The 13310-nt window shown below is 60.7% G+C and carries 10 protein-coding genes; 3 read left to right on the forward strand and 7 right to left on the reverse strand.

Going from position 1 to position 13310, the window contains the following annotated elements; translation table 11 throughout:
• Positions 1–45 precede the first annotated feature (45 nt).
• The 6 genes from AC1DPR_RS25465 to AC1DPR_RS25490 all read right to left on the reverse strand — a co-directional run bounded on the left by AC1DPR_RS25465 (position 46) and on the right by AC1DPR_RS25490 (position 6900).
• On the reverse strand, positions 46–1527 hold the full coding sequence (locus tag AC1DPR_RS25465; protein ID WP_018856482.1) for a mannitol dehydrogenase family protein: 1482 nt from the start codon (positions 1525–1527) through the stop codon (positions 46–48).
• Positions 1528–1633: 106 nt separating this feature from the next.
• Complete coding sequence (locus tag AC1DPR_RS25470; RefSeq protein ID WP_018856481.1) at positions 1634–2632, reverse strand: ABC transporter ATP-binding protein; 999 nt, start codon at positions 2630–2632, stop codon at positions 1634–1636.
• Between the two features lie 18 nt (positions 2633–2650).
• The gene (locus AC1DPR_RS25475) at positions 2651–3481 is read right to left on the reverse strand and encodes a carbohydrate ABC transporter permease (protein ID WP_026371704.1); all 831 of its coding nucleotides are present in this window, start codon (positions 3479–3481) and stop codon (positions 2651–2653) included.
• Position 3482: 1 nt separating this feature from the next.
• Positions 3483–4355 carry a carbohydrate ABC transporter permease gene (locus AC1DPR_RS25480; RefSeq protein WP_025658847.1) on the reverse strand — a complete coding sequence of 291 codons (873 nt, stop codon included), beginning with the start codon at positions 4353–4355 and terminating at the stop codon, positions 3483–3485.
• A gap of 135 nt (positions 4356–4490) precedes the next feature.
• Positions 4491–5801 carry an ABC transporter substrate-binding protein gene (locus AC1DPR_RS25485; RefSeq protein WP_026371702.1) on the reverse strand — a complete coding sequence of 437 codons (1311 nt, stop codon included), beginning with the start codon at positions 5799–5801 and terminating at the stop codon, positions 4491–4493.
• 145 nt (positions 5802–5946) lie between these two features.
• Positions 5947–6900: a sugar-binding transcriptional regulator gene (locus tag AC1DPR_RS25490; protein ID WP_025658845.1), complete on the reverse strand. Its 954-nt coding sequence runs from the start codon at positions 6898–6900 to the stop codon at positions 5947–5949.
• A gap of 222 nt (positions 6901–7122) precedes the next feature.
• On the opposite strand from AC1DPR_RS25490, the gene AC1DPR_RS25495 reads away from it, so the two are divergent.
• The 3 genes from AC1DPR_RS25495 (at position 7123) to AC1DPR_RS25505 (ending at position 10109) form a co-directional block, all read left to right on the forward strand.
• Positions 7123–7776 (forward strand): response regulator, encoded by a 654-nt coding sequence (locus AC1DPR_RS25495; RefSeq protein WP_025658844.1) that lies wholly within the window; start codon positions 7123–7125, stop codon positions 7774–7776.
• Between the two features lie 2 nt (positions 7777–7778).
• A complete protein-coding gene (locus AC1DPR_RS25500) occupies positions 7779–9113 on the forward strand; it encodes a sensor histidine kinase (RefSeq protein ID WP_025658843.1) in 1335 nt (444 codons plus the stop codon).
• Between the two features lie 72 nt (positions 9114–9185).
• Positions 9186–10109 (forward strand): ROK family protein, encoded by a 924-nt coding sequence (locus AC1DPR_RS25505; RefSeq protein ID WP_477817411.1) that lies wholly within the window; start codon positions 9186–9188, stop codon positions 10107–10109.
• Between the two features lie 44 nt (positions 10110–10153).
• Here AC1DPR_RS25505 and AC1DPR_RS25510 read toward each other — a convergent pair whose 3' ends face one another.
• Positions 10154–13303, reverse strand: coding sequence for an efflux RND transporter permease subunit (locus tag AC1DPR_RS25510; RefSeq protein ID WP_169682966.1), 3150 nt, complete (start codon positions 13301–13303; stop codon positions 10154–10156).
• Positions 13304–13310: the final 7 nt, after the last annotated feature.

A 13310-nucleotide genomic window follows, 5' to 3' on the forward strand; every position in this document is an offset into this window, starting at 1 on the left:
GCCGGATAAGGCGGAAGCCGGCGGCAGGAATGCCGCCAGTGATCCTTACACAGCAAGCTTGTTATCAAGATAAAGCTGCAGGGTTTCACGCGTGCCCTTTTCCCACAGGGTTTTCAATGCGTGGGCAAAGCGCTTTCGGAACAGCTCGGATTTTGACACCTCGCCAAAGGTGTCGTCGAAAACGAGGAACGCCATCGGATTGTCCTTGGCCTTCAGTGCGGCCGCATGCAGCCGATCGGCGCTGGCGTCGTTGAAGACGATGTCCTTGCCGCTGTCCGTCTTGCCGGCAAAATAGCGGCACCACAGAGCAGAAACCAGCGCGAGCCCGACCACGTCCCGCCCCTGGTTCAGATTGTCGAGCGTAGAGGGCAGGATGAATTTCGGCTGTCGGTTCGATCCGTCCTGTGCCAGGCGCGGGATGGTGTCGGCAATCTTCGGATTGAGAAGCCGATGCTCGATCAGCGCGAAATAGTCCGTCAGCGAGGTATCCGGGACCGGCGGAACGATCGGGATGATCTCATCCTTCTCAAGTTTGGCGAGGAAGGCACGGATCAACGGATCCTCCATCGAGTCGTGCACGAAATGGATATCCATCAGCGCTGCCGGATAGGCGATCGCCGCATGTCCCCCGTTCAGAATGCGGATCTTCATGTGCTCGTAGGGCGTTACATCGGGCACGAAGGTGACGCCGACCTTCTCAAGCGCCGGCCGCCCCGCCGTAAACTTGTCTTCCAGCACCCACTGCTTGAACTCTTCGCAATAGACGGGCCAGTTGTCCTCGATGCCGAAGGCGTCCTTCAACAAGTCGATTTCGCGCTGACCCGTTGCCGGCGTGATGCGGTCCACCATGGCATTCGGGAAGGCGACGTTCGCCTTGATCCAGTCGGCAAAGGCAGGATCGGAGAGACGCGCCGTGCCAACGACGGCATTCGACGTGACGACGCCGTTGTGGGGAATGTTGTCGCAGGACATGACGGTGAAAGGCACGATGCCCTTCTCCTTGCGCGCCTTGAGACCGGCGACGACAAGGCCAAAGACGGTCTTCGGCTCGGCAGGATTCTGGCCGTCCGCAGCGATCGCCGGATGACCGGGATTGAATTTGCCCGAGGCGTCGATGAAGTAGCCGCCCTCGGTAATCGTCATCGAAACGATGCGGATCGCTGGATCCGCAAGCTTGGCGATAATCGCCTTGGCGTCACCGACCGGCAGGATGTCGATCATCGGCGCCGTAACGCGCGCAGCAGTCTTGTTGTTGTCCTGCTCGACGACCGTCGTCAGGAAATCCTGGGCGGCGAGCTTCTCGCGCATTGCGGCGTCGGAAGGGAGAATACCCGCGCCGATGATCGCCCAGTCATGATCCTGACCCAGATTGAACAGGTCGTCCAGATAGATCGCCTGGTGGGCGCGGTGGAAATTGCCCACGCCGAAGTGCACGATGCCCGCCTTCAACGACGCCCGCTCGTAGGTCGGTACGGCGGCCGTTTTTGCCACCTCGGAAAGCGTTGCCAGCGATAGTTTGCACGTCATGTTTCAGTCCTCTTGAAGGTCTTCGGGATCGGCTAAGATCCCGGCATCGGTACGCCGGGCGCTTTGTCCGGCGTGCGCTCTCGTCCCCAACCCGGCAGCAATGCTCTCAGATGGTGAGACCACCCTCGTTGAATTTGTGGATCCGCGTCTTGTCGGGAGTCAGATAGACGACATCGCCGGCCTTTGCCGGGAAATCGCCGCCGCCACGCGCGGTGACATGACCAATACCCTCGACATCCACGTGCAGGAAGGTGTCCGCGCCGAGATGTTCGGCGACCATGACCTTGCCCTTCCAGTCGCCGCTTTCGGTCGACAACAGCACATGTTCCGGCCGCACGCCGATCGTGTGCGCTCCGAATTGCGCGGCATACTGGCTTTTGACGAAGTTCATCTTCGGCGAGCCGATAAAGCCCGCGACGAAGAGGTTTCGCGGCTTGTGGTAGAGTTCAAGCGGTGAGCCGACCTGTTCGATATTTCCACGGTTCAGCACGACGATCTTGTCGGCCATGGTCATGGCTTCCACCTGGTCGTGGGTGACGTAGATCATCGTGGTCTTCAGCTGCTGATGAAGTTCGCTGATCTCCAGGCGCATGTTGACGCGAAGGGCGGCATCCAGGTTCGAAAGCGGTTCGTCGAACAGAAACGCCGATGGCTGGCGTACAATCGCGCGGCCGATGGCGACGCGCTGGCGCTGGCCGCCCGAGAGCTGGCGCGGCTTGCGCTCAAGATAGTCGGTGAGGTTGAGGACGCGTGCGGCGTCTGCGACCTTTCTGTCAATCTCGGCCTTGTCGACGTTGGCCATCTTCAGCGGAAAGGCGATGTTGTTGCGCACGCTCATGTGCGGATAGAGCGCATAGGACTGAAACACCATCGCAAGGCCGCGCTCTGACGGGGCTTTCTCGGTTGCATCCTTTCCGTCGATCACGATCTTGCCATCCGACACGTCCTCGAGGCCCGCAATCAGCCTGAGCAGAGTGGACTTGCCACAGCCCGAAGGCCCGACGAAGACGACGAACTCGCCGTCCTTGATGTCGAGGTCGATCGACGGGATGACCTTGGCTTCGCCGAAGACCTTCGAGACTTTTTGAAGGGTAATGCTGCCCATGTTTCTCTCCGTAGTGTCTTATTTCACCGCGCCGAAGGTCAGGCCGCGGACGAGTTGTTTCTGCGAGAACCAGCCGAGGATCAGGATCGGGGCGATCGCCATGGTCGATGCTGCCGAAAGCTTGGCATAAAACAGGCCTTCGGGGCTGGAATAGGAAGCGATGAACGCCGTCAGTGGCGCTGCTTTCGAGGCAGTGAGGTTCAGAGTCCAGAAGGCTTCGTTCCAGGCAAGGATGATGTTGAGAAGCAGCGTCGATGCAATGCCCGGCACCGCCATCGGCGTAAGCACGTAGATGATCTCCTTGAAGAGCGAAGCACCATCCATGCGGGCCGCCTCAAGTATCTCGCCGGGGATTTCCTTGAAGTAGGTGTAGAGCATCCACACTATGATCGGCAGGTTGATCAAAGTGAGAATGATCACCAGACCGCTGCGGCTGTCGAGCAAGCCAAAATTTCTGAACATCAGGTAGATCGGGATGAGCGCCCCGACCGGCGGCATCATCTTCGTCGACAGCATCCACATCAAGACGTCCTTCGTCCGCTTGGTCGGCGAAAACGCCATCGCCCAGGCGGCCGGGATCGCGATGATCAGTCCGATCAGCGTCGAACCGAAGGAAATGATCACCGAGTTCATGAAGTGACTGAGGTAGTTCGAGCGGCTCTGCACTTCCGCGTAGCTCTCGGTCGTCCAGTGGAAGAACAGGAACTGCGGCGGCGAGGCGATGGCATCCGCTTCCGTCTTGAAGCTCGTCAGGAACGTCCAGAGGATCGGGAAGAAGATCAGGATGCCGAGCGCCCAGGCGACCGCCGTCATGACCATTTTGCGTCGAGTTGAGACCTTTCTAGCCATCTTAAGCCTCCAGATTCTTGCCAACAAGGCGCACGAGGAAGATCGCAACGATATTGGCAAGGATAACCGCGACGATACCACCCGCCGAGGCGCCGCCGATATCGAATTGCAGCAATGCCTGCGAATAGACGAGGAAGGTAAGGTTGGTGCTTTGCGTGCCAGGCCCGCCGTTCGTCGTCACCAGGATTTCGGCAAAGACGGAGAGCAGGAAGATCGTCTGGATCAGAATCACAACCGTGATGGCGCGGGCCATGTGCGGCAGGATGATGTAGAAGAATTTCGAGATCGCGCCGGCGCCGTCCATTTCGGCAGCTTCCTGCTGTTCTTCGTCCAGTGACTGAAGGGCGGTGAGCATGATCAGCGTCGCGAAAGGCAGCCACTGCCACGCGACGATCAGAATGATCGAGAAGAGCGGCGCGTTGGCAAGCCAGTCAAAGGGTTGCAATCCAAGCGCCTTGGCGAGATGTGCGAAGAGCCCGTTGACCGGGTTCATGAACATGTTCTTCCACACCAGAGCCGCAACCGTCGGCATCACGAAGAAGGGTGCGATCACCAGGATGCGAACGATCCCCTGCCCGTAGATATCCTGGTTCAGGAGCAGCGCAAACGCGATGCCGCCCACGACAGTGATCAGGAGCACGCCGAGCACCAGCAGCAACGTGTTGATCAAGGCGGCGATAAAGGCCGGGTCGGTCAGAAAATATTTGTAGTTCAGGAAGCCGACGAAGGTTTCCATGCCCGGGCTGAGCAGATTGTAATTCAGCAATGAGAAATAGATCGTCATCACGAGCGGGACGATCATCCACAGGAAGAGAAGCACAACGGACGGTGCGATCATCATTCGCGCTGCGGAGCGGGTGTGTAACGTTGCCATGGCGATGACCGATCCTCTTCAAAAGGGCAGACGGCTGCAGGGCAGCTAAGAAAAAAGGGGCGCCGACGCAATTTGGGCATTCGGCGACCCAGATGGGCGGGGTCTCAACTCCCCCGCCTTCTCAGGAGGTTTTACCTATTTGATATAACCAGCCTTGGTCATTTCGCGGGTCGTCAGCTGCTGCGCACTCTGCAGTGCCTGGTCGACAGAAACCTGTCCTGCAAGAGCTGCGGAGAACTGCTGTCCGACGGCCGTGCCGATGCCCTGGAATTCAGGAATGGCGACAAACTGGACGCCGACATAAGGGACCGGCTTGACGGTCGGCTTTGTCGGGTCAGCCGCGTTGATGCTGTCGAGCGTCATCTTCGCGAAAGGCGCCGCCTTCTGGTAATCCGCGTTCGCATAGAGCGAGGAGCGGGTACCGGGAGGTGCATTCAGCCAGCCTTCCTTCTCGGCGACCAGGTTGGTGTAATCCTTGCTGGTTGCCCAGGCGACGAACTTCTCGGCCGCTTCGACCTTCTGCGAGCCTGCCGGGATGGCGAGGTTCCAGGCCCAGAGCCAGTTGCCGCGCTTGCCAAGGCCCTTGTCCGGAGCCAGAGCGAAGCCGACCTTGTCAGCCACGGTCGATTCCTTCGGGTTGCTGACGAAGGACGCAGCAACGGTCGCGTCGATCCACATGCCGCACTTGCCGGTCTGGAACAGCGCCAGGTTTTCGTTGAAGCCGTTCGACGAAGCACCGGGAGGTCCGGCGTCCTTCATCAGGTTGACGTAGAAGTTCAGCGTGTCCTTCCACTCCGGCTGATCGAACTGCGGCTTCCACTGCTCGTCGAACCAGCGGGCGCCGAAGGAGTTCGACATAGCCGTCAGGAAGGCCATGTTTTCGCCCCAGCCAGCCTTGCCGCGCAGGCAGATGCCGTAGATTTCCTTGTCCTTGTTGGTGATCTTCTTCGCGGCATCCGCGATGAAATCCCAGGTCGGCGCGTCAGGCATCTTCAGGCCGGCGGCGTCGAACAGGTCCTTGCGGTACATGACCATCGAGCTTTCGCCGTAGAACGGCGCTGCGTAGAGCTTGCCGTCGGTGGTCAGGCCGCTGCGGATTGCCGGCAGCAGGTCGTCGGTATCGTAGTTGGCGCCGAGATTGTCGAGTGGCAGCAGCCAACCCTGCTTTGCCCAGATCGGAACTTCATAGGTACCGATCGTCAGAACGTCGTACTGACCGCCCTTGGTTGCGATGTCGGTCGTAACCTTTTGGCGCAGGACGTTTTCTTCGAGCGTTACCCACTCGAGTTCAATACCGGGGTTCTTTGCTTTGAAGTCATCCGTCAGCTTCTGCATCCGGATCATGTCGCCGTTGTTCACGGTCGCGATGGTCAGCGTTTCGGCCGAAGCCATGCCGGCAAACGCCAGTGCTGAGCAGGCGCCCAGCAGGAGAGTTCTCAATGTCATATCTTCCTCCCAGAAGATGAGTGCGAGCATTCGCTTTGCTCATGAGCAATTACTCACCAGCAGGCAAAGAATGTCAATCACCATTCGTTGCTGCATCAGCGAACAATGGTGTTATCTAGCTGATTTTAAAGAAATAAATATTTGCTCATGCCTTGAGCAAATACTCGGCAGTATCCTCATCGGTGATCAGCGCGTTGATCTGATGGCCTATTACAGCAGCCTTGATCGCCTTGAACTTGCGCTTTCCCTTGCCGATTCCGATGACCGTCGACGACTCGCGTGAGGGAATCGAGGCCGAGGCTACCCGCTCGTTGATCGGGTTGTCGAGAAGCTTGCCCTCGCTGTCGAACACCCAGCCGCAGATCTCGCCGACGGCACCGTTGCGCATCAGCTCCATCATCTCGTCTTTCTCGAGAAATCCGTCGACGCAAAGCGGGCCGTCGATGCCGAGCTCGCCGATGCCGACGAACGTCACGTCCGCCTGCGCGCTGATCTCGAGTGTCGAGCGAACGAGCTGCTGGCCATGCAGGGTTTCCCGTTCCGCCGCCGACGTCACGAGAACCGGCAGCGGCATCGGGAAATGCCGCGCCTTCACCGCGTCGGCCATGCTGAAGATGACGTTGTAGTAGGCCGCCGAACCGTCGGGCGCGATGTTGCCGGTCAGCGATACGATGCGATGGTTGGGACATTCGATGGCGGGCAGTTGATCGACCGCCGCCTTCAACGTTCTCCCTGTGCCGACCGCCAGCACGATCGGATCCGGCCGCTTCAGCCAGCGCTCGATCTCCGCTGCGGCGGCCTCCGCGATGCCGACCGTCGCCGAACTGGAACCGGGATCGCTCGGGACGACCTCGACATGCTTCAGGTTGAACTTCTTGCGCACCGCATTGGCGAGTTCGAGGCAGGCAGCGATCGGATGGTCAAGCCGCACCTTGATCAGCCGTTCGGCGACCGCGAGCGACACCAGCCGTTGGGCCGACTGCCGGGAAATCCCCATGGAGGAAGCAATCTCATCCTGCGTTCGCCCCGCCACGTAGTAGAGCCATCCCGCACGCGCCGCGTCATCCAGCCGTCCCGAAGTCTCGGATTTTCGTACCATCAAGTCTCTACCATGCTGAAAGGGGCGGCCACCGCCGACGGGAAGATGTACATCGCGCCAAATCAAACCAGAATTCGGGCAAATGTCGAGTGCATTGAGAAATTGCACAGCCTATTTTGGCTTGGAGCTGGAGCCGGGTGCCATCTGCTTGTCATCTTTGTCGATCAAGCCTTGCTTGACCGAAGGTTGAACTGCGAGCTAACTGGCACCGAGGAAAAAACTGTGCGAATTCTGCTGGTTGAAGATGACAGGATGATTGGTGGAGCAGTGCGGGATCACGTCGCCGCTGCCAATCATGCCGTTGACTGGGTGCAAAATCTCGCCGATGCCGACGCCGCCGCTCGACCTGTCGATTACGGGCTGATCCTTCTCGATCTTCAGCTCCCGGATGGCAGCGGCGTCGAGTTTCTGCGCCGTCTTCGCGAAAGGGGCCTGAAAACGCCCGTCATCATATTAACCGCGCGCGATCAGATCTCGGATCGTATCGACGGACTGAACGCCGGCGCCGATGACTATCTCGTGAAGCCCTTCAATCTGGACGAGCTGGAAGCGCGCATCATGGCCGTCGCGCGCCGCTACGACGCCAATCCGCATCCGGTGATCCGCATTTCCGATATCGAGATCAACCGGCCACTGCATCAGCTCTCCGTGGCCGGCGAGCCGATCATCCTGACGAGCCGCGAGTGGGCGGTGCTCGACCTCCTGACGGCGCGCCCGGGCGCGATCGTTCCAAAGGACCGGATCGAGGAAGCGCTCTATGCATTCGGCTCCGAAATCGAAAGCAATACGGTCGAGGTATATGTGAGCCGCCTGCGCAAGAAAATCGGCAAGGACCGTATCCGCACGGCACGCGGCATCGGCTACACACTCGGATGAAAATGAAACGTGAACGCAGCATCACCGGCCCGTTGATCCTTGCCCTGACGACCGTATTGGTTGTCTCCTGGCTTGCAGCGATCGGCCTGAGTTTCCGCGTGATGCAGCATGAATTCGATGAAATTTTCGACGCTGCCCAGCAGGAGACGACCGAGCGCCTGCTGGCGCTTATCCTAGCCGAGCTGAACCAAGGCACAGATCGCGATCCACGCAACATGGCGATGTTCGACGCTGCCGCCAGACGCGAGTATTTGACCTATCAAGTGCGCGACGCCAGCGGCAAGGTCGTGTTGCATTCGAATGACGCTCCAGCCGAGCCGTTCGACGCGCCGCTGAGCACCGGCTTTCACGATACACCAACGGCCCGGATCTACACCGAAATGGCGGCCGACGGCTCGCTGTTCCTGCAGGTGGCCGACCGGTTCAAGAACCGGAACGAAGCCGCGCGCGAAAGCGCCGTGACGCTGCTTATCCCCCTGGCAGCACTGATTCCCGCCAGCATCTTTGCGATCTGGTTCGTCGTCGGGCGGGCGCTGCGGCCGATTGAGGCGCTCCGGCGAGACATCGGGACGAAGGACAGCGGCAACATGGTTGAGGTCGATGGCCAGAACCTGCCGGTCGAGCTTAGGCCAATCGCTCGATCGGTCAACCTCCTCCTCGGGCGCCTGCGAGCGGCCCTCGAAGCGGAGCGCGAATTCACCGCCAACAGTGCGCATGAGCTGAGAACGCCGATTGCCGGTGCGCTGGCACAGACCCAACGGCTTGCGGAAGAATTGCCGCCCGGCCCAACGCAGGATCGCGTACAGCAGGTCGAAGCCTCATTGGTCAATCTCAGCCGGTTGGCGGAAAAGCTTCTGCAACTGTCACGCGCCGAGGCGGGTATCGGCGGGAGCTCGAGCCCGATCGACCTGCGTCCTGTCCTCGACATGGTCGTCACCGACTTCCAGCGCGACAGCCGTACGAACGGCAGGCTCAAGTATTCTGCTGCGCCCGATGCAAAGCTCGTCCGCAACGCCGACATGGATGCCTTCGGCATCGTCACGCGAAACCTGATCGAGAATGCCCTGATCCATGGCGATCCCGACCTGCCGGTCAATGTCAGTCTCGAAAGTGGCGGCATCATCCGTGTCGTCAACGGCGGGCCACCGATCCGCGAGGCCGAGATGGCGGGCCTGAAGAAGCGCTTCCGCCGCGGCAAGACGACAGCATCCGGTTCGGGGCTCGGGCTCGCCATCGCCGACCGTATCGTCTCCCAGATGGGCGGTACATTGGAATTGCGCTCCCCGCCAGCTGGCGAGAAAGCCGGCTTCGAAGCCAAGATGACCCTGCCTGCCTGACCCGGATTTGGCTTGCAAAACCCGCGGAAGGGTGCGAGCAGACGCAGAGGCCATCCAACCAGCAGAACCCTAATGATCATCTCTTTCGACATCGGCGGCTCCGCCATCAAGGGCGGAGTGGCGCACTCCGAAGCCGACATCACGCCGCTCGGCCGGCGTCCCACCCCCAAGGACGATTTTGCCGCATTCGTCGACACGCTGCGTGCCATCATCGCGGAAACCGGCGAGCAACCGACACGCCTGGCCTTCTCGATCGCCGGCGTCGTCGATCCGGATACGCAGCGGCTGACCTGCGCCAATATTCCCTGTATCCACGGCCACAACCTCGCCGCTGATCTCGAGGCCGAACTTGGCCTGCCCGTCCTGATTGCAAATGACGCGGATTGTTTCGCTATGGCGGAAGCCGATCTCGGCGCCGGGCGCGGCCACCGCATCGTTCTGGGCGCCATTCTCGGAACCGGCGTCGGCGGTGGCGTCGTCGCAGATGGCCGGCTGATCAATGCCGCGGGCGGCTTTGCTGGCGAATGGGGTCATGGCCCGGCGCTGGCATCTCATGCCGGCAATCCGCCGGTTGCCATTCCGGCCTTTCCCTGCGGCTGCGGCCAGACGGGCTGCGTCGATACGGTCGGCGGCGCCCGCGGCCTCGAGCGGCTGCACAAAACGCTGCATGAAATCGACCTGTCCAGCCAGGAGATCATCGATGATTGGCTGAAGGCTGAGACCAAGGCGGCTCGCACCATCGATGTCTTCGTCGACCTCGTCGCCTCGCCACTCGCCCTGACGGTGAATATCACGGGTGCCACCATCGTGCCCGTCGGCGGCGGTCTTTCGAATGTCGAAGAGCTGCTTGCGGAGCTGGACAAGGCTGTCCGCCAGCGCATCCTGCGCAAATTCGATCGCCCGCTCGTGGTCCGCAGCGAATGCCGCGTCGAGCCGGGCCTGATCGGCGCCGCACTGCTCGGCTTGAAAGCGGAAGCCGCGGAAACCACGGTCTGACTAACGAAAATGGCGCGGTTCTCACCGCGCCATCGTCTTTCCCGTCATTCGGCCGCCAGGGCCGGCGGGTGCATTTCCTCCGCCTCTTCAGGTGCGTTGCCGTTTGCGACACCGTCCTTGGCCGCAGCTGCTTTCGGCTCCTTGCCGAAGAAGAGGGCGTAAGCGGCGGGCAGCACCAGGATTGTCAGCACCGTCGCGACAAGGATGCCGCCCATCATCGCATAGGCGAGCGGACCCCAGAAAACGCCGCGCGAGATCGGGATCAGCGCCAGGACAGCCGTCAGCGCCGTCAGCATGATCGGGCGGAACCGCCGCACGGCAGCACCGACGATCGCTTCCTGCCTGTTCATCCCCGCCTTGATGTCCTGGTCGATCTGGTCGACGAGGATAATCGAGTTGCGGATGATGATGCCGAGCAGCGCGATGACGCCGAGGATGGCGACAAAGCCGAACGGAGCGCCCGATATCAGCAGGGCCGCAGCCGCACCGATGATCCCGAGCGGACCGGTCGCCAGCACCAGCATCGCCTTGCCGAAGTGCTGCAGCTGCGCCATCAGCAAGAGGACGATGACGACGAGCATGATCGGTGCCTTGGCCGCGATCGAGGCCTGGCTTTCGGCGGAATCTTCCGCGCCACCCTGGATCTCGATCTTGTAACCGGCCGGCAGGCTGTCTCGTAGCGGCTGCATGTCGGCATACATCTTCATAACTACGTCGTTCGACTGGACGCCATCCGGCAATGTTGCACGAACGCTGATCGTCGGCAGACGGTTGCGCCGCCATTCGATCCCCTGCTCCAGAACGGGCACCACCTTGGCAACCTGGGAGACTGGGACGAAGCCGCCGAAGTCCGTCGGCACGTAGACCGAGTTGACGGCCGACAACAGCGAGCGATTGGTTTCCGGCTCACGGGCGACGATCGACACCGTCTCCTCGCCGTCACGGAAATCATCGAGCGGGGCGCCGGAGACAGCCGTTTGCAGCATCTGGCGAACACGCTGCGACGTAACGCCAAGCGCACGGGCACGGTCCTGATCGATCACCAGCTTCATCGCCGGCACCGGCTCCAGCCAGTCGTCGTGGATCGCACCGAGTTGCGGATTGGCTTCAAACTTCGCCTTCACCTCGTCGGCGATTTTGCGGACTTCCTGACGATCCGGTCCCATGATGCGCATCTGCACCGGCCAGCCCGTCGGCGGGCCAAGGAACAGACGATCGACCTTGCCTCTGATATCAGGGAAGTCTTCCGCAAGGATGGTCCGCAGCTTGACAATCAACCGCTCGCGCGCCGGCTCGTCGTTTGCCATGACGAGAAGCTGCGCGAAGTTCGGATTGCGGAGCTGCTGGTCGAGCGGCAGGAAGAAGCGCGGGGCGCCCTCGCCGATGTAGGTGGCGACGAACTTCTTGTCCTTGTCATCCATGATCTTGGCTTCGAGCGCTTTTGCCTGCGTCTCGACTTCCTTGATGCTGGTGCCCTCTGGCAGCCAGAGATCAACAAGGATTTCCGGGCGCGAAGATTGCGGGAAGAAGTTCTGCGGGATGAACTGGAACGCCCAAAGGCTGGTCGCAAAGGTCACCAGCGTCATGGCAATGACGATAATGCGATGGCGCACCGCCCAGCTGACCGTCGCTCTCAGGCGATGATAAAACCGCGTGTCGAAGGCATCGTGATGCTCGCCCGCATGGTGGCGCTGCTTCAGGATCATGTAGCCGAGCCATGGCGTGAAATAGACCGCCACGAACCATGAGACAACCAGCGCAATGCCGACCACGTAGAACAGCGTACGCACATATTCGCCGGCGGTCGACGCCGCAAAGCCGACCGGGATGAAGCCCGCGGTGGTAATCAGCGTGCCGGTCAGCATCGGGAAGGCGGTCGAGGAGTAGGCAAAACTGGCCGCTTCGATCTTTACAAGGCCTTCCTCTAGCTTTCGCTCCATCAGCTCGACGACGATCATGGCATCGTCCACGAGTAGGCCGAGCGCGATAATGAGTGCGCCGAGCGAAATGCGCTGCAGATCGATGCCGAACTCGTACATGATGGCGAAGGTCGCTGCCAGCACGAGCGGGATGGCGATGGCGATAACGAGACCCGAGCGCCAGCCGATCGACAGGAAGGAGACGATCAGCACGATGATCAGGGCCTCGCCAAGCGCATGCATGAACTCGCTGATCGCATCGGTGACGACGTCGGGCTGGTTGGAGATCTGGTCGACGGCGACACCGTAGGGCAGTGATCCCGCGAACCGCTCGTAGGTCGATTCGACATCCTTGCCGACATCGGTGACCTTGAAGCCCTTGGCCATGACGACGCCGACCTGGACGCTTTCATGCCCGTTGAAGCGATACTTGCGCTGATAGGGATCCTCGAGGCCCGAATAGACGGTAGCTATATCGCCAAGACGCGTGACCTGATTGCCGGCCTTTAGCCGCAGTTCGCGGATGTCCTCGGCCTTCGTTACGTCGCCTTCGACGGAAATCCGCACCGAACGTATGCCGGTGTCGACGGAGCCGGCCGGATCGACGCTGTTCTGTCCCTTGATCGCGTTCTGCAGGTCGAGCACGGTCAGTCCGCGTTCGGCCAGAGCCTTCGAGGATACGTCGATGTAGATCTTCTCTGGCTGATCGCCGATGATGACAGCCTTCTCAACGCCCGGCGTCGTCAGAAGCATGTCACGCGCCTGGATGGCGAATTTCTTCAGCTCCGGATAGCTGTAACCTTCGCCGCTGATCGAATGCAGCGTGATGTAGGTATCGCCGAACTCATCGTTGAAATAGGGTCCAAGCAGCCCTTCGGGCAACTCGCTGGAAATGTCGCCGACCTTCTTGCGCACCTGGTAGAAGGCGTCAGCGACCTGCTGGCTATTGGTATCGCCCTTCACCTGCAGGGTGATGATGGCGCTGCCGGCCCGCGTGTAGGATTTCACCCAATCGATATGCGGCGTTTCCTGGAGCTTGCGCTCGATCTTGTTGACGACCTGGTCTTCCATCTCCTGGATGGAGGCGCCCGGCCAGATGGCCTGCACGACCATGACGCGAAAGGTGAAGTCCGGGTCTTCCTTCTGGCCCATGCGCATCAAGCCAAGGACGCCGGTGATCAGGATCAGGCCGAACAGGAAGCGTGCAATGCTCGGATGGCCGATCGCCCAGCGTGACAGGTTGAAGGGGCGCTTTTCGGCGTTGGAGTTGTCCATGGTCATA

This window comes from Rhizobium sp. 01T417, from assembly GCF_056398905.1.